At 57.9% G+C, this 22,199-nt stretch carries 20 protein-coding genes and 1 tRNA gene; 13 read left to right on the top strand and 8 right to left on the bottom strand.

What is annotated here, in order from left to right; all coding sequences use genetic code 11:
* The first annotated feature begins 1 nt into the window (after position 1).
* Positions 2-466 (top strand): metallophosphoesterase family protein, encoded by a 465-nt coding sequence (locus tag FTW19_RS15155; RefSeq protein ID WP_147648407.1) that lies wholly within the window; start codon positions 2-4, stop codon positions 464-466.
* A 110-nt stretch (positions 467-576) separates the two neighbouring features.
* Here the strand turns inward: FTW19_RS15155 and FTW19_RS15160 are convergent, their stop codons facing one another.
* On the bottom strand, positions 577-1,512 hold the full coding sequence (locus FTW19_RS15160) for an ABC transporter permease (RefSeq protein ID WP_432445176.1): 936 nt from the start codon (positions 1,510-1,512) through the stop codon (positions 577-579).
* Positions 1,506-2,897 carry a hemolysin family protein gene (locus FTW19_RS15165; protein WP_147648409.1) on the bottom strand — a complete coding sequence of 464 codons (1,392 nt, stop codon included), beginning with the start codon at positions 2,895-2,897 and terminating at the stop codon, positions 1,506-1,508. Before FTW19_RS15165 ends, FTW19_RS15160 begins: the two co-directional genes overlap by 7 nt.
* A gap of 198 nt (positions 2,898-3,095) precedes the next feature.
* Here FTW19_RS15165 and FTW19_RS15170 point away from each other — a divergent pair.
* From FTW19_RS15170 to FTW19_RS15185, 4 genes are all read left to right on the top strand, one after another.
* Positions 3,096-3,180: transfer RNA gene (locus FTW19_RS15170), tRNA-Leu, on the top strand.
* Between the two features lie 68 nt (positions 3,181-3,248).
* On the top strand, positions 3,249-3,539 hold the full coding sequence (gene secG, locus FTW19_RS15175) for a preprotein translocase subunit SecG (RefSeq protein ID WP_147648410.1): 291 nt from the start codon (positions 3,249-3,251) through the stop codon (positions 3,537-3,539).
* Positions 3,540-3,683: 144 nt separating this feature from the next.
* The gene (locus FTW19_RS15180) at positions 3,684-4,688 is read left to right on the top strand and encodes a glycoside hydrolase family 43 protein (RefSeq protein WP_147648411.1); all 1,005 of its coding nucleotides are present in this window, start codon (positions 3,684-3,686) and stop codon (positions 4,686-4,688) included.
* Positions 4,685-5,305 (top strand): MBL fold metallo-hydrolase, encoded by a 621-nt coding sequence (locus FTW19_RS15185; RefSeq protein ID WP_147648412.1) that lies wholly within the window; start codon positions 4,685-4,687, stop codon positions 5,303-5,305. Before FTW19_RS15180 ends, FTW19_RS15185 begins: the two co-directional genes overlap by 4 nt.
* 62 nt (positions 5,306-5,367) lie before the next feature.
* On the opposite strand, the gene FTW19_RS15190 is transcribed toward FTW19_RS15185, so the two are convergent.
* Entirely contained in the window at positions 5,368-6,531 is a 1,164-nt protein-coding gene (locus tag FTW19_RS15190; RefSeq protein WP_246153326.1) for a pyridoxal phosphate-dependent aminotransferase, read from the bottom strand.
* Between the two features lie 128 nt (positions 6,532-6,659).
* On the opposite strand from FTW19_RS15190, the gene FTW19_RS15195 reads away from it, so the two are divergent.
* Entirely contained in the window at positions 6,660-7,217 is a 558-nt protein-coding gene (locus FTW19_RS15195) for an HAD-IA family hydrolase (protein ID WP_246153327.1), read from the top strand.
* A gap of 30 nt (positions 7,218-7,247) precedes the next feature.
* On the opposite strand, the gene ribB is transcribed toward FTW19_RS15195, so the two are convergent.
* On the bottom strand, positions 7,248-8,417 hold the full coding sequence (gene ribB, locus FTW19_RS15200; RefSeq protein WP_147648415.1) for a 3,4-dihydroxy-2-butanone-4-phosphate synthase: 1,170 nt from the start codon (positions 8,415-8,417) through the stop codon (positions 7,248-7,250).
* 117 nt (positions 8,418-8,534) lie between these two features.
* Positions 8,535-8,762, bottom strand: coding sequence for a hypothetical protein (locus tag FTW19_RS15205; RefSeq protein ID WP_020710367.1), 228 nt, complete (start codon positions 8,760-8,762; stop codon positions 8,535-8,537).
* A gap of 282 nt (positions 8,763-9,044) precedes the next feature.
* Here FTW19_RS15205 and FTW19_RS15210 point away from each other — a divergent pair, with 282 nt between their 5' ends.
* From FTW19_RS15210 to FTW19_RS15225, 4 genes are all read left to right on the top strand, one after another.
* On the top strand, positions 9,045-11,069 hold the full coding sequence (locus tag FTW19_RS15210) for a RecQ family ATP-dependent DNA helicase (RefSeq protein ID WP_147648416.1): 2,025 nt from the start codon (positions 9,045-9,047) through the stop codon (positions 11,067-11,069).
* A 179-nt stretch (positions 11,070-11,248) separates the two neighbouring features.
* The gene (gene pdxS / locus FTW19_RS15215; protein ID WP_147648417.1) at positions 11,249-12,208 is read left to right on the top strand and encodes a pyridoxal 5'-phosphate synthase lyase subunit PdxS; all 960 of its coding nucleotides are present in this window, start codon (positions 11,249-11,251) and stop codon (positions 12,206-12,208) included.
* 73 nt (positions 12,209-12,281) lie between these two features.
* A complete protein-coding gene (gene pdxT / locus FTW19_RS15220) occupies positions 12,282-12,899 on the top strand; it encodes a pyridoxal 5'-phosphate synthase glutaminase subunit PdxT (RefSeq protein ID WP_147648418.1) in 618 nt (205 codons plus the stop codon).
* Positions 12,900-12,960: 61 nt separating this feature from the next.
* Positions 12,961-13,731: a cytochrome c oxidase subunit 3 gene (locus FTW19_RS15225; protein WP_147648419.1), complete on the top strand. Its 771-nt coding sequence runs from the start codon at positions 12,961-12,963 to the stop codon at positions 13,729-13,731.
* Positions 13,732-13,754: 23 nt separating this feature from the next.
* Here FTW19_RS15225 and FTW19_RS15230 read toward each other — a convergent pair whose 3' ends face one another.
* Positions 13,755-15,191, bottom strand: coding sequence for a sigma-54-dependent transcriptional regulator (locus tag FTW19_RS15230; RefSeq protein ID WP_147648420.1), 1,437 nt, complete (start codon positions 15,189-15,191; stop codon positions 13,755-13,757).
* Complete coding sequence (locus FTW19_RS15235; RefSeq protein WP_147648421.1) at positions 15,184-18,060, bottom strand: ATP-binding protein; 2,877 nt, start codon at positions 18,058-18,060, stop codon at positions 15,184-15,186. Before FTW19_RS15235 ends, FTW19_RS15230 begins: the two co-directional genes overlap by 8 nt.
* 254 nt (positions 18,061-18,314) lie before the next feature.
* Between FTW19_RS15235 and FTW19_RS15240 the strand changes: the two genes are divergently transcribed.
* Entirely contained in the window at positions 18,315-19,211 is an 897-nt protein-coding gene (locus FTW19_RS15240) for an alpha/beta fold hydrolase (protein ID WP_187142999.1), read from the top strand.
* 21 nt (positions 19,212-19,232) lie between these two features.
* Here the strand turns inward: FTW19_RS15240 and FTW19_RS15245 are convergent, their stop codons facing one another.
* Positions 19,233-19,919, bottom strand: a complete 687-nt coding sequence (locus tag FTW19_RS15245) for an alpha/beta hydrolase (protein WP_147648423.1) — start codon at positions 19,917-19,919, stop codon at positions 19,233-19,235.
* 50 nt (positions 19,920-19,969) lie between these two features.
* Between FTW19_RS15245 and FTW19_RS15250 the strand changes: the two genes are divergently transcribed.
* Complete coding sequence (locus tag FTW19_RS15250) at positions 19,970-21,004, top strand: M20/M25/M40 family metallo-hydrolase (protein ID WP_147648424.1); 1,035 nt, start codon at positions 19,970-19,972, stop codon at positions 21,002-21,004.
* Positions 21,005-21,154: 150 nt separating this feature from the next.
* On the top strand, positions 21,155-22,132 hold the full coding sequence (locus FTW19_RS15255; RefSeq protein ID WP_246153328.1) for a glycerophosphodiester phosphodiesterase family protein: 978 nt from the start codon (positions 21,155-21,157) through the stop codon (positions 22,130-22,132).
* Positions 22,133-22,199: the final 67 nt, after the last annotated feature.

A 22,199-nucleotide genomic window follows, 5' to 3' on the forward strand; every position in this document is an offset into this window, starting at 1 on the left:
CATGTTTCGCATCGGTGTTCTCTCCGACACACATGACCTTCTGCGTCCCGAGGTTCTACCCGCCTTGTCAGGCATGAAACATATTCTTCACGCAGGTGATATCGGTTCTCCGCAGATTCTGGATAATCTGCGTTCTATCGCTCCCGTCACGGCGATTCGGGGTAACACCGACACTCACGGCCCATGTGCATTGTTACCTGCCACAGAGATGATTGAGCTGGCCGGGCGTTTCTTCTATCTAGTGCATGACATCGCTCAGCTCGACATCAACCCTTCGGCGGCGGGCGTGGACTGTGTCATTTTCGGACACTCCCATAAACCGTCATTTGAAGAGCGGCATGGCGTTTTTTACCTCAACCCTGGCTCCTGCGGACCACGCCGTTTCAATCTTCCGATCACGCTCGCTCTGCTGGAGATCGATGCGGACCGGATCACGCATCGGCTCGTAGACCTCACGCACACCTAACGCATTTTCCCTGTTGCTGGGTATTCCGGAAGGGGCGTGCAGCGGCGTTTTCATTGCGGAAAACGCCCATAGATGCGGAAGCCCTACATTACGTCGACAGGGAAAATGCTCTAAGCGGAACGCATCCGCGGATTCACCAAACGATAGGTAAGGTCGGTGAGGAGATTGACCGCGACATACGTCACTCCAATCGCAAGAATGCACCCCTGAACCAACGGATAATCTCGGTTGGAGATTGCCGAGATCGTCAACCGTCCCAATCCCGGCCAACTGAAGATCGTCTCCGTAACGATGGCGCCTGCGAGCAGCGAACCGAACTGCAGGCCAACCACTGTCAGCACAGGTACCAGAGCATTGCGAAAGGCATGCCAGACCACCGTCTGCTCGGGAAGGCCCTTGGCTCGATCCGTACGCAGATAGTCCTTACCAAGCTCTTCGAGCACTGAGGTACGAACCATACGCGTCAGTGTCGCGGCCAGGCCACTCCCCAGCGTGATCGCGGGCAACACCAGGTGCGTTATCAACTGCCAACCTGTCCCTGCTCCCGACACAGGAAGCCATCCAAGCCAGATCGCGAAGACAAGGATCAGAACCGGTCCCAGGGCAAAGTTCGGTAGAGAGAGCCCGAACAGACTGGCAACACCAATCGTGCGATCCACCCTCGTCCCATTGCGATATGCCGACCAGATTCCCGCAGGCACGGAAAACAGAATGCCGATGAACATCGCCGCAGCAGTGAGCTCCAGGGTGTAGGGATAGCGTTGGCCAATCAGGGCCATCACCCCCTCGCGCAGGCGTACGCTGCGCCCGAGATCACCATGCGACACGCCCTTCAAAAACTGCCAGTATTGCGTTTGTAGCGGAAGGTCGAAGCCGTACGCATGCCGCAAGGTTGAGATGTCAGCGGCCGTTGCACCTTCACCGAGCATCTGCACAATCGGATCGCCGGGCACCAGGCGAATCAGCAGAAACACCACCGTCACAATCAGCCAGAGCACCGGCAGCGTTATCAGCAGCCGCTTAACGATATTGCCAGCCTTCACGATGCTCTCGCCTCAGCCGTGTCACGCTGTGCGACCGGTTCTACGCCGACACGATTGATCTTCTGCCGCGTCATCTCGAGTATCGTAAAGCGCCTGCCGTCGAACTCGACCGACTCCCCGACGTGAGGAATGTGCCCGAGCTGCGTTAACAGAAAGCCGGCCACAGTCTGCTCCCCTTCTTCGCGGGGCAGACTCCACCGCATCTGGGTCTCAAGGTCGCGCAGATTCACACTACCGTCCAGAATCCATCCGGCACCGCTCTCAAGCACAGCCCGATTGGCAACATCGAACTCGTCATCGAGCTCTCCTACAAGCTGCTCGATCGCATCCTCTACGGTGACCAGCCCGACTGTCGTACCAAACTCATCGACCACAATCGCGATCTGCCGTTTGCGCTGCTGCAGCTCTTCGATCAGGTCCGCTACCGGCTTTGTCTCCGGCACGACCAGCACGTCTTTCATGATCTGACCGAGCTTCAGCTGAATCTCTCCGCCGGCGTCGTATGGCCGCATGCGGCTACGGAAGTGCATCAGGCGCGATACATCCTTGGAATACACCACGCCGATAATGTGCTCTTTCCCGGCTTTGGGATCGAAGATCGGAATCCTTGAGTGCTGCTCTTCGATAATGCGTGCACTCGCCGCCTCAAGCGGCATATCCGCGGGAAGAGCGAAGATCTTGCCCCGCGGTGTCATGATGTCGCGCACCAGCACATGATTCAGCTCGATCGCGCGATGGATGACCTGCTCCTGCATTGGCGGCAATAAGCCCATACGCCGCGCACCGGTAGCAATCATCTTCAACTCTTCAGGAGAATGGACAGCACCCTCGCCACTCAATGGAGCCCGGAAGAGGGTCAGTACCAGTCGCGCCGAAGTGTTCATCACATTCACCGCAGGGCGAGTAATGCGCATGAAGACATCCATCGGGCCGGCCACTGCAAGCGCAATGCGCTCGGCGCGCTGCAGCGCGAGAGCCTTTGGTACAAGCTCACCAAGCAGGACCTCAAAATAAGTGATCAGAGCGAATGCGATCACAATCGCTCCGCCATGGGCGTAGATCAGGACGTGCGCCTCAAAGCCGGGAATGCGGTTTAGCCATGTTGCCTTCTCAAGCAGCATCAACAGAAACTCAGCGACGACCGGCTCTCCAAGCCAACCTAATGCCAGCGAAGCAAGAGTGACACCGAGCTGTACGGCCGGTAGAAAATCATCGATGGAGCGCTTCAAGGCGAGTGCCGTCTCAGCACCCGGACGGGCAAGAGCGATCAATTGCCGGAGCCGTGTCTCTCGCACACTCACCAGCGCGAACTCGGCGGCCACAAAAAAACTGTTCGCCAGAATCAACACGGCCACGGTGAAACCGCGGAAGAGTATCCACTCGATCATTCAGCCTGAGGATAGCACCGGCCACCATGCATCAGCAGCGTTGCATGATACGGAAGGCCTCCCTGTTTTGCCGGCTTTTTCCGCTCAGGCAGGAACCTGCGAAAGAACTTTAGTTCCTTTCGGTTAGCATGCCTTCGCAAATCTCCCGCGGATGCTATACTGACTTTCGGATTGACCGTCACCCTTAGAAGTGCCCAAGCGGAGGTGGCGAAATTGGCAGACGCACAAGCTTGAGGTGCTTGCGCCGCAAGGCATAGGGGTTCAAATCCCCTCCTCCGCACCAATCCAACACATCTCGGCGTTCGGTTTTACGAAACCGCAAGTTATGCCGTTCTGAGGTTCCCAGCAGCAATGATTTACCTGCTTGTTGTTCTTCACATTATCGTGTGCCTGTTCCTGATCGGCGTAGTCCTGCTGCAGCAGGGTAAGAGTGCTGACCTTGCAGGCGCCTTCGGCGGACAGGGCTCACAGACCGCCTTCGGCCCTCGCGGCGCAGCCAACCTGCTCACCCGTCTCACGACCTGGTCGGCCATCCTGTTCATGCTGACCTCGATCGGCCTCACCGTCCTGATGGCTCGTTCAAGCTCCAGCTCGGTCTTCTCTGGTGAGAAGGCTCCGGTTTCAGCTCCGGCTAAGAAGTAACTTCGTTTCTCTTGTCAGCGGCGCAGACCTAAGGTCTGCGCCGTTTGCTTTGAATGAGACAATCAGCGCATGGCGTTCGTTCGACTGGAGCATTTTTTCTGTAGGTGTAGTGCAGGGCTTGTTCATCTATGGGCGTTTTCCTCAATGAAAACACCGCTACACGCTCCTCTCGGGATACCCAGCAACAGGAAAAATGCTCTAGCCATTGCCCTGCTTCTGTTTGCTACCTCCTGTTTAGCTCAATCCTCTGAAGGTCCTTGGCTCTTCGTCGGCTTCAAAAACAACGGCCAGAACGGCGTCTACTACGCCGTCAGCGAAGACGGCTGGCATTGGAAGCTGATCAATGACGGCAGGCCTGTAATTGCTCCGGCGCAGGCAGGTGAATTGATGCGCGATCCCTTCCTACAGCGCGCTCCGAACGGCGGCTTCCGCATGGTGTGGACCTGGGCCTGGCGACAACCGGCAGTGGCTGGATACTCCGAGTCAAAGGACCTGCTGCATTGGACTCCCCACCGTCAGCTTGAAGTTATGGCTAATGAGCCAACGGCACTGAATGTCTGGGCTCCGGCACTTTATTGGGATGAAGCAAAACGCCACTGGCTGATCTTTTGGTCCAGCACCATTCCCGGCCGCTTCCCCCAATCGCAGTATGACAAGAACGGCCTGAACCACCGCATCTACGCCACCACAACCCGCGACTTTCGAACGTTCGCCCCAGCGACACTCTTCTTCGATCCCGGCTATAACGCGATCGACGCTACGTTGCTGCCCTCGGATGGAAACAAGGCAAATGGAAGCTACCGCCTGGTCTTCAAAGACGAACGTAAGGAGCCTGAAGGAAAGCACATCCGAATGGCCAGCGGAGCCTCGATGGAAGGGCCCTGGAACGACATAACGCAAGCTTTCACCGAACCCGGATCGGAGGGTCCGGCGGGCTTTACGATCGACCACGGATGGGCCGTCTACTATGACCACTACCAGTCGCCGGGCCAGCACTACGGCTCAACCTTCTCGCGCGACCTGGAGCACTGGCGTGATGGAAAAGACATGACGGAGTTCCCCGCCGGTTTGCGTCACGGATCGTTTCTGAAGATTACGCGGAAGGAACTGGCTCGGCTTCAGGCTTATCACGATGGAGGTGTGCAATGATTCGCGAGACTTTCCCTGTCGGCCTTCTGGGTTGCAATTGCACGATTCTCGGCGACAACGGCGAAGGGATTGTGGTCGATCCCGGTGATGACATTCCCAGGATCACCGCAGCCCTCACCCGCCATGGCTTGACCTGCAAGCAGATCATCGTCACTCATGCCCACATCGATCACATCGCCGCCGCCCAGACACTTAAGCGCCTGACCGGAGCTCCGGTCTATTACAACCAGCTCGACCTTCCACTGGTGAAGATCATGGACATTCAAGCGGGATGGCTCGGCATACCCACACCAGAGGTAGCTCCTCCGGACGCCGACGCCGGCAACGGAATGAAGGTACGCTTCGGCGCCACTGAGGGAGCCGTTCTCCATACTCCCGGCCATACCGAAGGAAGCCTGGTTCTTCATATCCCTGGGGAGAAGCTGCTTCTTGCTGGAGACACCCTCTTTGCCGGTTCCATTGGACGTACGGATCTCCCTGGTGGAGACTACCCGACCATCCTCCGCTCGATCCACGACGTCCTCTTGCCGCTTCCAGATGAAACACTCGTCATTCCTGGCCACGGAAAGGTCACAACCATAGGCGCCGAGCGCGAAGATAATCCTTTCCTTAAATAACTAAGAATCAGCGAGATAAAAGATATAGTGAATGCATCACTCGATGAGGATCGGCTTTGTTGTTAACTAAATAGATTCTCCATCAGGCCTACAATTCCCTGCTCAAACACCGGCGCGGCAGGCAGCAAACTCGCGACGAGCCATCCCTTCTCCGGCAAACCATAAAAGCTTCCTGGGTGGACCAGTACGCCTGCTTCCTTCAACAGGCGTATCGCGAGAGCGGTATCGTCTTCTACGGCTGGAATCCGCAACACCACCACCCATCCGGCCTCGACCGGCAAGCGCGACACTTCAGGAGTAGTTTCGAGCAACAAATCAAGCTGATTGAGGTTTCTCCGAACCCGTTGCCGGATCTGCGCCTGGATCATCTTTGCGCTCTTCAGCCAAACTGGCAGGGCCAGCTGCGTGGGGGTTCCGAGCGACAGAAAGGTGTCGGCTACCACCTCCAGGCGAGCAATGGCTTCACGTTGAAGCTCCGTGGGGCCTTGCACTGCCAGCCAGGCGGCCTTCATCTGCGGAAGGCCGGCGATCTTGCTCATACCACTCAAGACGAAGGTGAGGGCCGAGTGCTCTCCAGCAGTGAAGCTGGCGCCTAACCCTTCGATGGTGTAGTCGAGAAAGACCTCGTCAACAATCAACGCCAGGCCATGGCGGGCGCAAAGCTGCTGCAGCGCTGCCCGCTCAGCATCCCGAGCAAAGTGCCCGGTCGGATTGTTCGGGTGCACGAGCATCACCGCCTTCGTCCGCTCGCCGATATGCGCCTCAAGCGATGCCAGGTCGAGATGCCAGCCGTGATCGCAAAAAAGGGGATATGGCACCAGGTGAACGTTGTCTAAACCCGCCAGAAAATCAAAGAGCGGATAACTCGGCCGCGGAACCAGGACTTCGTCCCCGGGGTCGCACAACAGGCGGAACAGATAGCTGTAGGCTTCGCTTGTGCTGGTCGTCAGAATCAGGTTGTCAGCACTCACAGCCGCATCGTGCGCGGCATAGTAACCGGAGACGGCAGCACGAGCCGACAGGATACCGCGCGGATCTGGATCATAGCCCATCGCCTCGGCATGAATGAGCGCGTGCAGGATCGAAGTGGCATCGTAGTCGAATCCGCACTCCGTCGGATTCGAGAGCGTAAGATCCGCAGCAATACGGTCGCTACTCCGCGCCTGCCGCACAGCAGCGGCATAGGGTGATTCGGAGATGTCCCAGGCGGTCCTTCGCGAAAACATGCCTTTCATCCTAACCCCAACAAGAGCTTGGTACTCTGAACCAAATGGATTCCAATCACCCTTGCGCGATTCTTTTTGACTTTGGACAGGTCCTCTCGCTTACGCCCGACCTTGAGCAGTGGGAACGCATGAAGCGGGTTCTCGGACTTGATGAAATCGACTTCCAGGAAAGTTATTGGCAGTACCGCCATGCCTATGACCGCGGAGATTTGAATGCTGTCTCGTACTGGCATCGGATCGCCGAAGACTACAAGATCACACTCGGCGATACGGCACTGCAGGATCTGATCGATGCCGATGTTCGCATGTGGTCTCGGCTGAACCAGCCGATGGTGCAATGGCTGCACCGCCTTCAGCAGACTGGGGTAAGAACCGGTTTGTTGTCGAACATCGGCGATGCCATGGCTCATGGATTACGTGCAAAGTTCGCCTGGATGGGCGCATTCGCACACGCAATCTACTCCTTCGAACACAACCTGGCCAAGCCGGAGCACGCCATCTACCGCAAAGCGGCCGAAGGTCTTGGATGTTCCCCGGCGGGGATTCTCTTCATCGACGACAAGGCAGAGAACATTGAGGCAGCACGTGCGGTCGGCATGAAGGCCATTCAATACGACCTGAACAACCACACGGCATTTGAAGGCCAGATGGAAGCCGAGGGACTCGGGGATCTGCTTCGAAGGTAAGCGAGGCGCTGACGTTCGACTACTCGAACATCAGCGCTGCACCATAGAAGGCCGAAGCGGGATCTGTTCCACGATCTCCACGCCGAAGCCCTGCAGTGCCGGCGCGTGTGTCGGCCGATTCGTCAGCAGACGGATCTTGTGAATTCCCAGGTCGGAGAGAATCTGCCCACCCAAACCCGTCTGACGCAGTGTGCGCTGATGGCGCTCAGCGTACGGATCTCCGCCGGGCATGGCATTCGGTTCGCGTTGTGTGACGATCCGGGACGGAGAGACAGTGCTGTCGATACCGAAACCACGTGATCCATTGTGCAGATAGACCAGGGCGCCTGCACCAGCCTCGGCGATACGTTGCAGCGCATATTCCACTGAATGGGAACAGTCGGGGAGCATTGCGCCGAAGACATCTTCCACCAGGTTGTGCGAATGGACGCGCACCAATACCGGTTTATCCGGGCTTGCTACATCTCCAAGCACCAGGGCGACATGCGACTCCGTAGGATCTGTCTCGCTTTCGTAGGCGATCATCTGAAACTCGCCATGCTTCGTCGAAAGCACCGTCTCAGCAACACGGCGTACTGAGCGCTCATGCCGCAGACGATAGCGGATCAACTCGGCGACAGTCACCATCTTCAGGTTATGAAGTTTGCAGAACTCGACCAGGTCCGGAACCCGGGCCATGGTGCCGTCGTCGTTCATGATCTCGCAGATCACACCGGCCGGAATGAGGCCCGCCATCCGCGCCAGGTCTACGGACGCCTCAGTCTGTCCTGCGCGAACCAGAACCCCGCCTTTGCGCGCGCGCAGCGGAAAGACATGCCCGGGGCGTGCAAGATCCTGCGCCGTAGAGGCCGGATCGATTGCGACCTTGATCGTGTGCGAACGATCATGCGCCGAAATGCCCGTCGTTACTCCTTCACGCGCCTCGATGCTCTCCGTGAATGCGGTACCGAAACGAGAGGTGTTCTGCCGTGTCATTGGCAACAGACGCAGATAGTCGGCACGCTCCTCGGTCAACGTAAGGCAGACGAGGCCGCGGCCATACATCGCCATGAAGTTGATCGCCTCCGGCGTTACATATTCCGCGGCCAGAGTCAGATCGCCTTCGTTCTCACGATCTTCATCGTCGACAACCACAACCATACGGCCGGCTTTGATCTCGTCGATGGCGGTGGCAACGTCTGTGAATGGGCTTTCGGTCATAACTTACAGATTCAGCATAGCCGAGGACGTCGCAAACTGAGGCAGGACTGTGTCACAAATGACAAACAAAAGACGCCGCGCATGGGCGGCGTCTTTTGTGACTTTCAAACTGAGTCGTTACAACGTTGACTCGATTTCGAATCCCCACGCTTCCAACAGAGCCTCAGGGATGTACTTCGAATTCTTGTTACGGCGAGCCCACTCACGCAGACGCGTCGACCGGACGTACTGATCCGGGGTCAGCTTGAACTCTTTCACCACTTGCTCGAACGATGTCACCGTGGGTACTACCGGTCCGATAGGCTCCGGCTTACCCCAGTTAGGATTGCCACGACGCTTTGCCATGCAGTTTTTCGTGTCCTCGTTAAGTTGTTTCGTGCTGTGCTTGGTGCCCTTTGCGGACGACCGCCCCGATAAGTTCCAGCAGTAACTGGACTGTGCCCACAAAGTATTAGATTACCCTGATTTTCGACCAAAATCAAGTTGGCCCGGGACTCCGCGCCCTATAAACAGATGCGCCAAAGATCCACCTAAGTGATTCATTTATAAGGACAAAAAGTCCAGCAGTGGAAGACCGTTCCCCAAATCTTCCACCGCCCGATTTATGCGAAGATGAATGTTCGCTCTATGGCCCAACGCTCTTCCAGAGATCTTCGCTCTCTTCTTCGACAGACCTTCGGTTTTGATGACTTCCGGGAGGGTCAGGAGGAGGTTTGTCGGGCGGCGGTCGAGGGGCGCGACCTATTGCTGGTAATGCCGACCGGCTCGGGAAAGTCGCTGTGCTATCAGCTTCCCGCCTTGGCCCTGGAGGGCACGGCGCTGGTCATCAGTCCCCTGATCGCACTTATGGACGACCAGTCCTCGAAGCTGGAAGCGGCCGGGCTGGCAGTTGCGCGCATTCACTCCGGCCTCCCCCGCGAAGCCCAACGGCAGGCATGCCGCCAGTATCTCGACGGAGAGCTGAAGTTTTTGTTCGTCGCTCCCGAGCGGCTACGTGTACCAGGTTTCATGGAGATGCTGGCGAAGCGCCCTCCCGCTCTTGTCGCCATCGACGAAGCCCATTGCATCTCCCAATGGGGACACGACTTCCGTCCGGACTACAGACTTCTTGGGCAGTACGTTCAAGCACTACGGCCCGCTGTGGTTGTCGCACTAACCGCGACGGCGACGCTGCAGGTACAGGAAGATATCGTCGCTCAGCTTAGTCTGCAAAAGCCGGCACGTTTCATCCACGGCTTCCGGCGGGACAACCTCGCCATCGAGGTGGTAGAAACACCTAAGAACGAGCGATTCGCCACGACGCGGCGGCTTCTCGCCGATACAGCGCGACGCCCAGCGGTCGTCTATGCCTCCTCCAGAAGAGACGCCGAGGCTCTCGCGCAGGAGCTGGCCACTGACTTCCCTGCCGCCCCTTACCACGCAGGCCTTCCGCCCGAGTTACGCGAACAGACGCAGAGGAAGTTTCTGGCCGGCGAGTTGGAGATCGTCGTGGCCACCGTTGCCTTCGGCATGGGGGTCGACAAAGCCAACGTACGCACCGTCATCCATGTCGCTCTCCCCGGTTCCGTGGAGGCGTACTACCAGGAGATCGGGCGTGCAGGCCGCGATTGGAAGCCTAGCCGGTGCATCCTGCTGCACAGCTATGCTGACAAACGCACGCAGGACTTTTTGATGGAGAAGTCGTATCCGGCGGCAACCGAGCTGGATCGCATCTTCCGCAAACTGAACGATCAGCCGTCGGCGCTTGATCTGTTACGTGACGAATTGCGGATGGATGCCGAAGTCTTCTCTTCGGCAGTAGAAAAGCTGGTCGCTCATGGCGCCTGCCTGGTGGACTTTGAGGGCTTCGCTATTCGGGGACGCATTGACGGCTGGCGCAGGCTGTACGAACAGCAGCTCGCGCAGCGGAGGGCGCAGATCGATCGGATGATCGGTTATGCAGACTCACACCAGTGCCGCATGTCGGCTTTGATTGCTCACTTTGGAGACCTGGCAGATGCTCGCCGGATGTGCGGCAAGTGCGATTTCTGTTCTCCGGAGACGGCGATCGCAGTCCGCTACCGGAGTGCAACCGCCGGCGAAGAAGACGCCATGTGGAAGATCCTTCGGGCGTTGAAGCGCTCAAGTGGCAAATCCACGGGCAAGCTTCACAGCGAGGTATTTCCGGACGGGTCTCCTTCCCGCAATGAGATGGAGGATCTGCTGGGAGGTCTGGCGCGCTCAGGATGGGTCGCGCTTGAAAGCGCAACCTTTGAGAACGCCGAGGGGCGCACCATTCCCTACAAACGAGTCTCTATCACTCGCGATGCTGAGCTGCTGCCGGACGGAGACTCTCTTGGAGTGCTGATGACCGGCGAAGCGGCTCAGGCCTCTCCTCGAACCGTTACCCGCAAACGCAAATCCGCGGATGCTGAGGAGACGGTAGCGTTCAGTCCTGCACAGCTCGCGCTCGAGCAGCAGATCCGTGGTTGGAGAACCGAAGAAGCTCGCCGGTTGAAACAGCCGCCGTTCATGATCCTGGCCGACCGTACGCTACGCGCCATCGTGCTGAATCGACCGCGCACGATTGACGATCTGCTGCAGGTAGACGGCATTGGCCCCAGTAAGGCGCAGCGTTTCGGAGAGCAAATCTGCGCGCTGTGCGCCAGTTGATCGGAACCGGCAAATTGCCCCGTAAATCCCGCTCCAATCAGTCACATTCAACCAGGCAAACCTGCTAAGATATGAATTTCCCGGGCAACCATGACATGCATGTCCCGCTGCGGGCAATCCCGGGAGTGTCTCTCCCGGTTGCGGCAGTCGTCACCGGACCAACCATAAGGAGCTATACGATGTCACACCTGAATGGCAGCACTGGCGGCAACTCAAACGGCACGGGCTTGCGCCTGAAGACCGGCCTGGCCGAAATGCTGAAAGGTGGCGTCATTATGGACGTCATGAACGTGGAGCAGGCGCGCATCGCTGAAGAGGCAGGCGCAGTCTCCGTCATGGCGCTGGAGCGCGTGCCGGCGATGATTCGTGCTGAAGGCGGCGTTGCTCGTATGGCCAACCCGAAGCTGATCAAGGAGATCATGCAGACGGTATCCATTCCCGTCATGGCAAAGGCTCGCATCGGACACTTTGTCGAGGCCCAGGTCTTGGAGCAGCTCGGCGTCGACTTCATTGACGAGTCCGAAGTACTGACGCCCGCCGATGAGACCTATCACATCGACAAGCACGCCTTCAAAACGCCTTTCGTCTGCGGCGCACGCAACCTGGGTGAGGCACTGCGGCGCATCGCCGAGGGTGCCGCAATGATCCGCACCAAGGGAGAGCCTGGCACGGGTGACGTGGTTCACGCGGTACAGCACATGCGCACCATGACCCGCGAGATTCGCATCCTGACCGCCCTGCGTGAAGAGGAGCTCTACAACGAAGCCAAGCTGCACGGCGCGCCTTATGAGTTGGTGCGGATGGTGGCACAGGAAGGCAAACTGCCGGTTCCGAACTTCTCGGCAGGCGGCATCGCTACGCCCGCAGACGCTGCGCTGATGATGCAGCTCGGTGCTGAGACCGTCTTTGTCGGCTCCGGCATCTTCATGAAGGAGCGTGCGACTCCACTGGATATCGAGAACGATCCCAAGGAACGTGCGGAGGCTGTCTCCCGTGCCAAGGCGATCGTGCTCGCGGCAACGCACTTCAACGATCCGAAGATCGTGGCCGAAGCCAGCGAACTCATCACCGGCACAATGAAGGGACTTGCCGCTGCGGCAATCGAAGAAGCCCAGCTCATGCAGACACGCGGTTGGTAAACCAACCGCAGTAATTGTTCTAACTAAACAGCGAAGTGGACATCTCCGCTTCGCTGTTTTTTCATAGGAACTAATGACCTCTGAACATCTGACTATCGGCGTTCTCGCCGTGCAGGGTGCGTTTGAAGCACATGCCCAGGTTCTTCGCTCGCTTGGTGTAAATGCACCTCTCGTCCGCCTGCCTGAGGATCTGGCTTCGCTGGACGGCCTGATTCTGCCCGGCGGAGAGTCCACGACGTTTCTGAAACATCTGGAGCGGAACGGCTTCTTCGACGCCCTCGGGACCTTCGTCCGGCACAGGCCGTCATTCGGCACATGCGCCGGAACTATTCTGCTGGCCAAGGATGTACGCAACCCGGTGCAAAAATCCCTGGCGGTGCTGGATGCCACGGTAGAACGCAACGCCTACGGCCGGCAGATCGATTCCACCATCCAGGAGACGGAGACAACCCTCCCTGGCGGCCCGATGGAGATGGTCTATATCCGTGCTCCCCGTATCGCCTCCGTCGGCGATGGCGTGGAAGTGCTGGCGCGGAGGAACGGCGATCCAGTCCTGGTACGTGAAGGCCGTATCCTGGCTGCCACCTTCCATCCGGAGCTCTCCGCTGACCGACGCGTGCATGAGCTTTTCGTTGAGATGGTGCGGCAGGACAAGCTGGCCCATTCTGCAACTGAAGCTCACGCCGGCTGAAGAAACACCTGCGCTTAAACTCTGAAACGGGAGTACTCTTGTTGTAACGAAGGGGCTCCCTGTGCCTGCGATCCTTACACCGAACGAAGCCGAACGCAAACGTCGTCCAGATGACGGTGACAGCGGTTCAGGACGTCGGCCCCCGGTTGATCGTAAGCCAACCGGGGGAGGTGGAGATGGCGATAACTGGGAAAACCGCCCGGCAGGAAGCCGCGGTCCCCGGGAGACGCTCACCCGCTATCGTATGGGCATCTTCTTTGCCCTGGCAGGCGATCTGATGTTCTTCGCCGTCATCGTCTGCGCCTTCTTTGTACGGCAGACCAGCGGGCACTTCGATGCCCATAATGACTACATCGTGGACTGGGCCCCGATCGCGATTCCCCACATCCTCTGGTACAACAGCGCCGCACTCCTGTTAAGTTCGATCACGATGGAAATCGCTCGGCGGCATATGTTCCGCGAGATCGACGTCATGGAGGAGTGGCTGGGCCTGGGCAAGCCAAGTTCCACACGGGCAATGCCCTGGCTGGTCGCTACCCTGGTCTTCGGCCTGGCATTTGTGAGCGGGCAATTGGTGGCGTGGCAGCAGTTGAGCCGGGCACACCACAGCTTCAACTCAAACCCTTCCAGTAAGTTCTTCTACCTGATCACCGGTATCCACGGCGCTCACCTCGTGTTCGGGATTCTTGCGTTGACCGCAGCGCTGATCGGCCTCTACGCGATCAAGAAACTCCAGGCCCGGCAAATCGCGGTGGACTGCACGGCCTGGTACTGGCACTCAATGGGTGTCTTCTGGGCCTTCCTCTTCGGCCTGTTGGTCTTCGCCCAGTAAGCTTCCCCAAAAGCCGAAAGCTCCTATTCCTTTCCGCGTTTCTTTAACTCAATGTTCAGGCGTTTGATCTTCTGGTTGAGCGTGCTCAGCGGAATCTTGAAGAACGCTGCGGCCTCGGTCTGATTCCAGTTGCAACGCTCCAGCCGGTCGCCAATAATGCGGCGCTCGATCTCTTCCATTATGTCGGCCAGGCTTGCCGACGGCGCATGTTCCATCAACGCTGCCGAATAGGTGTTGCCGGTCAACTGAGGCGGCAGCTGGTCCGGTGTGATCTGCGATCCAGTCGACAGAACGACACCGCGCTCCATCGCGTTTTCCAGCTCACGGATATTTCCCGGCCAGCTATGGTCCATGACCAGCCGCATAGCGTCAGGAGAGAGCGTGCGCTCCGGCAGGCCATTCTCCTCTGAGAAACGTTTGAGGAAGTGCTGTGCCAGCAGCGGAATATCTTCACGTCGATTGCGCAACGGCGGCAGTTCTACAGAAATGACATTCAGGCGATAGAAGAGATCCTCACGGAAACGTCCCTCTCTCACTGCCTGCTGCAGATCGACATTGGTCGCAGCAAGGATGCGCACATCGACCGAGATCTCCTGCGTTCCGCCGAGTTGCATGAACTTACGTTCCTGTAAGGCACGCAACACCTTGGCCTGGGTTTCAAGAGGCATGGTGCCAATCTCATCCAGGAAGAGCGTGCCTTCATGAGCAACCTCAAAGAGTCCCTTCTTCGTAGCGACTGCCGAGGTAAAAGCTCCTTTCATATGGCCGAATAGCGTTGATTCCAGCAGGTCCGCAGGGACAGCGCCCACATTCACCGGGACAAAGGGTTTGTCCTTCCGCGGCGAGTTTGCATGAATTGCTTTGGCAATCAGCTCCTTGCCCGTGCCACTCTCTCCATAAATCAGGACAGTCGAACGCGAAGCGGCCACTTGCGCCACCAGATCGAGCAGCTTGAGCATTACATCGCTCTTGCCCACGATATTCGTGAACTGATAGCGCTGCTTGAGAGTTCGGCGCAGTTGCAGTACTTCCTGCTCAGCGCGGCGTTTGCCAATTGCAGACCGAATGTCAGCCAGCAGCTTTTCGTTGTCCCAGGGCTTCTGGACAAAGTTTTCCGCTCCGAGGCGAATCGCCTCGACAACGTTCGCGACCGCGCCGTATGCGGTAATCATGATGACCGGAAGCTGAGGATGAGACGCCTTGATTCTAGGCAGCAGATCCATGCCGCTTTCGCCTGGTAGAGACAGATCCAGAAGCAGGAGATCGAACTCCTCGCGGGCCAACAGGTCCAGACCGGAGTTTCCCTCCTCGGCCATGGTGACCGTAAACCCCTCCAACGTTAGAAGGGTCTCCAGCGAGTCGCGGATGGCAGCTTCATCGTCAATGATCAGAATGCGTCCGCTGCCGGCAGGCAGCATAAAGCCCGCGTCCGGCGGGTTTACCGTTAATGCTTCAGGCATGAATCGTTCGTCCGCTGGCCTCGTTGCCTAGCCGTGTCACATCAGCCAAGGCAGGAAATTCTAGGATGAAGACGGTACCGACGCCAGGCTCACTCTCGACGTCGATCTTGCCATTGTGCTCCTGCATGATGCCGTAAGTTACGGAGAGGCCGAGGCCGGTTCCCTTCCGCTGGCCCACAGCAGGCTGGAGCTTGGTGGTAAAGAATGGGTCGTAGATCTTGTGCAGGTGTGACGGCTCAATTCCGCTGCCGTTATCTCCGATACGCAGCACAACATTGTTCCCGACAGCCTCAGTCTGCACACGCAGGTAGCCCTCGGCGCGATTGAACATTGCATCCTTGGCGTTCATCATCAGATTCAATGCCACCTGTTGGAGCTTGCCCTGATTCCCGCGGATGAGAGGAAGATTTGGAGCCAGCTCAACATCCAGCTTGATGCGCGAGGTCTTCATCTGGTGCTCAAGGAGCGCCAGCGTGTCACGTATCACGAGATTGATGTCCAGATGCGTGAACTCCGTGGTACTGGTGCGTGAGAAGTTGAGAAGGCCATTCGCGATCTCTGAGGCGCGGAAGGTCTGCTGCGTGATCTTCTCCAGGATCGGAGACAGACGAGGATCGGCGCCGGCATGTTTGGTCAGCATCTGCGCATACGAAGAGATCACAGCTAATGGCGTGTTCACCTCGTGTGCGATGCCGGCCGCCAGCAAGCCAATGGAAGAGAGCTTCTCGGCCTGGGCAAGCTGGCCTTCCATGTTGACGCGATCGGTGATGTCATCCACCAGCACGATGCGGCCGACAGGGACGAAATCACGCGTCAGCAAGGGTGCAATCGCGATATTGGCGGTACGGACTTCCCCAGACGGCGTCGGCAGACGGAACTTGTACAACGTATGCGTTGTAGCTTCCGTCTTGAGCCGTTCGAATTCGCCGAGGAACTCCGGAGAAAAGACCTCGTTCAATGGCCGCCGAAGCGCGGCGGCACGCGGTGTCGCGTACATCACCTCCATCTCGGCGTTCCAGCTCTCGATACGGTCTTCCAGATCGACCGCAAAGATACCGATATGGATGGACTCAACGATGTTCTCGTTGAACTCCTTCAGCCGCTCAAACTCGGTGACCTGGCGTTGCAGCCGGGTGTAGAGCTGCGCATTCTGAATCGCAATGCCGATATATCCCGCCAGCGATTCAAGTACCTCGATATCTTCCGACGACAGAAAGTCGCCACGCGAAGTACGCCCAAGCCCAATCACAGCGATGGTCCGTTGTGCTCCCGTTCCGGGCTCACCCACCGTACAGGCAAGGTAATAGTTCAGATCGAGCGCGGCGGCGGTTGCCTGCTGCTCTTCTGTAAGGTGCATCGCATGTTGCGGCGTCTCCAGAAAGAGATGCCGTGCCTGCCCGTAAAAGTGCAGGAAGCTAAGGTCGTTCACCGGCACATCATTCAGGCCGTGCGATGCAGCCAGATGCAACGGAGCTCCAGGCTCGCTTGAGGTAAAGAGGGCAACGCGCGTGACCAGCAGCGTCTGTTGCAGACGCTCAACGATCGAGCGAGTCAGCAGGTTGATATCGGTCTGGGAAGACAGGCTGCGGCCGAAATCGACCAGCGTGCTGCGATAGTCGAAGCGGCGACGATCAAAGAGTTTGTCGACGCGGGCCTGAATGGTGTTCTTCAACGGATCGAAGATCAGCGAAGTAACGACGATTGCCGCCACCAGGCCCCAGGCGCGCAGGCTGGGAAGCCGCGTATGCACCAACTCCGCCGCAACAGCGATCACTGCGAAATAAAGACCAACCAGACCTGCGGTAGCGAGCGTATAGGTGACACCGCGCTTGAAGATCAGATCAACGTCCATCAGGCGATAACGGACAATCGCCCATGAGAACGTTAGCGGCAGAAAGACCAGAGACAGGCCAGAGAGCTTCGCAACGATCGGCCAGATGTCCCAGTCCGCCATGTACGGAATGGTGTAAAGCAGCGTGAACGGGATAACGGCGATCAGGGCTCCACGCGAGAGCCACTTGAGCTGTTGCCGTTCCAACCCCGACCGCGCCCGGCGATAGCGGGTGTAGAAAACAATCGCTGCCGTAACGTAGAACGCTGACAGATAGCCGATAGCAATCTGATCCAGCCGATGGTGGAGCTGTTCCGTCGCAGACCATGTGGTGAAGGCAATAATCTGCAGCGCCGCAACCACAAAACCTGGAATATAAAGGGCGGCGGAGAGAATACGCCGCGGCAGGCTGTTGGAGATGCGACCGAAGCTTACGGCAAAGTGCAGGAAAAGTGCGGGCTGGAGCGCCTGCGCCAATAGATTCGCGTAAAAGATCGTCCAATCCAGATTGTTCAGCTCGCCCGTGTACTTGAAGTCGTACAAGACAAAACTGGCCAGACAGAAGAGATAAAAGTGCATCGATCCAGGCGCGGTCCAGCGCCGGAAAAGTACATAAAGACCAATGCCGAGGTACACCAGGCCGATCAACCGCATGCCCTGGTTGATCGATCGGTCTGTAGGCTCAAAGATTACCTGAACGTCGAAATGAGCCTTCGCGTTCCGTACGATGGAATAGGTTCCCCGCGACCAGACGCCATGGCGCCAGATCTGCCGATTCAGGGTTGCGACCCGTGGAGTGGGATGCTCATCAACGGCGATCAGCACATCTCCCGGACGAATGCCGGCTCGTTGCGCTGGAGAATTAGCAGGAACCCGCTCTGCCTTCAGTCCACCCTGGATCTCCATCCAGGACACACCGTCGGTCGGCAGCTCGAAGTGGATCTCCCGCAGAAAGTTCACGACGCCAAGCGCACAGGCCGCAGCCGTCAACAGGGCAAGCGCAATTGCCGTGATGCGGACTTGAAAGGCCTTTGGCATCAGAGTTCCATTGAGACTATCAACATCATTCTTGCACGTTAAAGACCAAATTTTTACACCCATGAATAACGCCAAGTTCTTGAAAAAGATACGGTCATCCATTCCAAACGTCATAGGCGACTACAAAATATGGAATAAGTAGTCTTGCTGGCCTTTTTGACAGCACAACTTCCTTGCTAGTAAGCAGGCATCCCTCCGGAATCCTGGACGCATCCCAGCGTGTGAATCGGGGGCAAATGAATCTTTTGGAATGGATGACATCTGCTCTCCCGGAGCCGGCTGCCGAGCCGGGGCAGAGAGAGGTGTCCCCCGGTTGCACCATGCGTTATCTGGAGGCGGGCAGCGGCTATCCGGTCGTCCTGCTGCATGGACTACTCGGAGCTGCGGACGTCTGGCACCGGAACCTTTCTATCCTCGCCAGGGAATATCGCGTCATTGCTGTCGACCAGCTAACCTGCGAACGTCATGGCTGGGTGAATGAGCAGAATGCCGATATTGCGACTTCGGCCGAAAGGTTGTTACAGCTCTTCAATAGCCTTGGAATCGAGCGCGGCCATCTCATCGGGCACTCCTATGGAGGCTCCGTCGCCGTTGTCTTTGCCGCGAAATATCCGGAACGGGTCGCATCGCTGATTTTGCTGGCGCCTCCGACCACCGCCGCAACCAGTCTTTTGCCCGTCGTTGAGTTCTGGAGCACTGCACTGGGCCGTTGGTTCGGACACCGGGTCACCGATCTTCCGCGCCGCCTGCAGGAATTGGCGCTCCTCCGGATGTACGGCGACCCGGATCACGCTGACGAAAAGACCCTCGACCTCTACCTGCGTGCCTTGCGGCGCCCTGGTGCAGTGACGCATATTCTCTCGATCATTCAACTCTGGCACCACAATATGAATGTCGTCGATGATGCACTGGCCGCTTTGCCGGAACATCGCGTCCTGCTGCTCTGGGGTGACAGAGACCGTACGGCGCCAGTACACCTTTCGGAGAAACTGTTGCGGCGCCTCCCCAAGGCGGAACTGCAAGTGATCACCGGAGCCGGCCACCTGGTCTTTGACGAAGCGCCGCATGAAGCCAATCTGCTGTTTGCCGACTGGTTGCGTCGCAACACAGTTCCCCATCGTGTAGCCGCCCATAAATCTGACGTTGCTTAGAGAGTTCGCGGCTTTGATCTGCTAGACGGTCAATCCCTGGACGGACTCTGCCAGCCACGAGATCATCGTTTCGCGCATCTGATCGAGCTTCGATCCCGGCGAACCGGCGGTACCCGCGAAAAAGTGATCTCCGCCGCCAATCCACACCAGCCGCTTCGGTTCGGGGAGCTGCGCTACCACCTGCTCGACCTCGGCGACCGGACCGTACGGGTCGTGATCCCCCGAAAGAAACAGCCGCGGCTTCGAACACGCCGAGAGGAAGTCATAGTGGTAGCGTCGCCCCTCGGCTTCAATGGGAAGTCCGAGAGCGACCATCGCCGGAACGCGCTGGTCGGTGCAGCAAACCCTCATCCCTACGTTCGAACCGAAGGAAAACCCGGCGAAAAGGATCCGCCTGCCGAAACGCATATCCAGCCACTGCAGCGCTTGAAGCACATCATCCTGCTCCCCGATCCCCTGGTCGTGACTGCCTTCGCTCAGGCCAGTACCGCGAAAGTTGAACCGCAGCACCGGAAGGCCGAAGTGACTGAACGCCTTCATCGCCTGGTAGACAACCTTGTTATGCATGGTGCCACCCCCGAGAGGGTGGGGGTGCGTCACCAGGGCAGCATAGGGAGCGTCTTCTTTCCCTGTGTTCAGAATCGCTTCCAGGCGTCCCGCCGGACCGCGGAGGTCATCCACTGCTTCAATCTTCGAGGCAAAGCTCACAGACCCATCATAACGGCCTGCCTGTACGCTTCAGTTATGCTGGGGAGAGCATGGCGATCGATCCCATCCAACTGACACGGCAACTCGTCGATATCGAATCGACTACTTATTTTGAAGGCCCCGCAGGTCATTTCCTGGCGGACTATCTTGGCAAACTGGGCTACGAGATTGAAACTACCCGGGTGGAGCAGACCGAGCTTGCAGGAACACCCGCCGGTGAGTCCGAGCGATTCAATGTCTATGCCTGCGCTCCCGGCGTGACACCTGAGATTGTTTTTTCCACCCACATGGACACCGTGCCACCGTTCTTCCCTTCTTCTGAGGACGAAGAGAACGTCTATGGTCGTGGCGCCTGCGACGCCAAAGGCATCATCGCCTGCCAGATTGCGGCTGCCGAGGTTCTTCGTGCTGAAGGGTGTAAGGTGGGTTTGCTGTTCGTTGTCGGAGAAGAGCGGGACTCCGCTGGCGCCAAGGCCGCGAATAAGGACCCCAAGGGGTCGCGTTTCCTCATCAATGGCGAACCGACAGACAACTACCTGGCCACCGCCACCAAAGGCGCCCTGCGAATCGAGCTCCGCGCCAAGGGAAAGATGGCGCACTCCGCCTATCCGGAGCTCGGCGACTCGGCCATCGAGAAGCTGCTGGACGTACTCGACGACATCCGTGCGTTGGAGCTCCCAGTTGAGCCCGAGATCGGGCCGGCGACGCTGAACGTTGGTCTTATCTCCGGCGGGCGTGCTCCGAATGTCATCCCCGATGCCGCAGAGGCACATATCCTTGTCCGTCTTGTCGGTCCGGCAGAAGAGGTACAGGAGCTGGTCGATAAGGCCGTGAATGACCGCTGCGATGCGAAGTACACGCTGCATCTCCCTTTCGTAAAGATGCGGAAGCTGCAGACAGAGCTGCCGACCAAAGTGGTCAAGTATGCCACGGACATTCCGCAGCTCACCAATTGGGGCGAGCCGTTCCTTCTTGGTCCCGGATCGATTCACGTAGCGCATACACCCAATGAAAAGATCTCGAAGAAAGAGCTGCTGGAGTGCGTGCAGCTTTATGTGAAGCTGACGCGGCAGTTGCTGGCCTGATCAAGATTCATCAATTCCTCTCGAAGCCGGCCACAAGCCGGCTTCATTCTCTTTTAACCGGCATCCATGACGCTATGCTGTATGCGAGTCCGTCTAAAGCATTTTTCCTGTTGCTGGGTATCCCGGAAGGGTTGTGCAGCGGCGTTTTCATTGCGGAAAACGCTCACAGATGCGGAATCCCTACGCTACACCTACAGGAAAAATGCTCTTAGCCTTCTTCTGTTGATCGCGACACTGCCGGTGTCATCAGAGACCATCCTCGTCCACGCCCACCGTGGCGGCCGGGCTGCTCGTCCTGAAAACACGCTGCCCGCGTTTCAATACGCCATCGATACAGGCGCCGATGCGCTCGAGCTCGACCTGGCAGTCACGAAAGATAACGTCCTGGTCGTCTCGCATTCTCCATACCTGGTGCAGCCTGAAGGTACGGATGCCTTTATGAAGGCAGTCCTCGCCAACGAGCGCGTCTGCAGTGGACCTGCGCTTCCTCCGGGCACGCTGATCCACTCACTGACACTGGCGGAAATCAGGCAGTACGACTGCGGCGCAAAGACACTGGCAGCCTTCCCCCAACAAAGAGCCGTGCCTAACACGCACATTCCGACCTTCGAGGAGGTTCTGGATCTAGCGCCAAAGGGAACCTTCGATTTCAATGTCGAGACCAAGATCTCTCCGGCACGTCCGGAGCTCACACCTTCACCTGAGGTCTTCGCGAAGATGATCGATGAGGCTGTGCGCAAGCATCAACTGCAATCGCGCGTCATCCTGCAGAGCTTCGATTTCCGGACGCTACACGCGATGAAGAAGATTGATCCGCAGATTCGCCTCTCCGCTCTCTTCGGTCAGGCAAAGTACGACGGCTTCATGGGGATTACCGACAAAGACAAAAGCTTTGCGCATATTGCTGCTGTCTCTGGCGCGAACATTCTGAGCCCAGACGAAAGCCTCGCTACCACGGATGAGGTCGCCGCGGCTCACAAGGCAGGCTTGCAGGTGATTCCTTATACGGCAAATACCATCGAAGGCTGGAAGATACTCAGCGAGGCCCATGTGGATGGAATCATCACGGATGATCCAGCAGGTCTGCTGCAGTGGCTTCGTTCGCAGAAGCCGGCATTACATCGCTAGGCTTTTTGCAGAATCTATTTTTGTTTGTCATTCCGTGGCGCGGCGGAGAAATCTGCTTTCCGCCTTT

The sequence above is a fragment of the Terriglobus albidus genome (assembly GCF_008000815.1).
GTDB lineage: Bacteria > Acidobacteriota > Terriglobia > Terriglobales > Acidobacteriaceae > Terriglobus > Terriglobus albidus_A.

Excerpts from the sequence above, each read along its gene's own strand:
- FTW19_RS15155 (WP_147648407.1), top strand. The coding sequence starts at position 2 with ATGTTTCGCATCGGTGTTCTCTCCGACACACATGACCTTCTGCGTCCC.
- FTW19_RS15165 (WP_147648409.1), bottom strand. The coding sequence starts at position 2,897 with ATGATCGAGTGGATACTCTTCCGCGGTTTCACCGTGGCCGTGTTGATT.
- secG (WP_147648410.1), top strand. The coding sequence starts at position 3,249 with ATGATTTACCTGCTTGTTGTTCTTCACATTATCGTGTGCCTGTTCCTG.
- FTW19_RS15180 (WP_147648411.1), top strand. The coding sequence starts at position 3,684 with ATGAAAACACCGCTACACGCTCCTCTCGGGATACCCAGCAACAGGAAA.
- FTW19_RS15185 (WP_147648412.1), top strand. The coding sequence starts at position 4,685 with ATGATTCGCGAGACTTTCCCTGTCGGCCTTCTGGGTTGCAATTGCACG.
- FTW19_RS15190 (WP_246153326.1), bottom strand. The coding sequence starts at position 6,531 with ATGTTTTCGCGAAGGACCGCCTGGGACATCTCCGAATCACCCTATGCC.
- FTW19_RS15195 (WP_246153327.1), top strand. The coding sequence starts at position 6,660 with ATGAAGCGGGTTCTCGGACTTGATGAAATCGACTTCCAGGAAAGTTAT.
- ribB (WP_147648415.1), bottom strand. The coding sequence starts at position 8,417 with ATGACCGAAAGCCCATTCACAGACGTTGCCACCGCCATCGACGAGATC.
- FTW19_RS15205 (WP_020710367.1), bottom strand. The coding sequence starts at position 8,762 with ATGGCAAAGCGTCGTGGCAATCCTAACTGGGGTAAGCCGGAGCCTATC.
- FTW19_RS15210 (WP_147648416.1), top strand. The coding sequence starts at position 9,045 with ATGGCCCAACGCTCTTCCAGAGATCTTCGCTCTCTTCTTCGACAGACC.
- pdxS (WP_147648417.1), top strand. The coding sequence starts at position 11,249 with ATGTCACACCTGAATGGCAGCACTGGCGGCAACTCAAACGGCACGGGC.
- pdxT (WP_147648418.1), top strand. The coding sequence starts at position 12,282 with ATGACCTCTGAACATCTGACTATCGGCGTTCTCGCCGTGCAGGGTGCG.
- FTW19_RS15230 (WP_147648420.1), bottom strand. The coding sequence starts at position 15,191 with ATGCCTGAAGCATTAACGGTAAACCCGCCGGACGCGGGCTTTATGCTG.
- FTW19_RS15235 (WP_147648421.1), bottom strand. The coding sequence starts at position 18,060 with ATGCCAAAGGCCTTTCAAGTCCGCATCACGGCAATTGCGCTTGCCCTG.
- FTW19_RS15240 (WP_187142999.1), top strand. The coding sequence starts at position 18,315 with ATGACATCTGCTCTCCCGGAGCCGGCTGCCGAGCCGGGGCAGAGAGAG.
- FTW19_RS15250 (WP_147648424.1), top strand. The coding sequence starts at position 19,970 with ATGGCGATCGATCCCATCCAACTGACACGGCAACTCGTCGATATCGAA.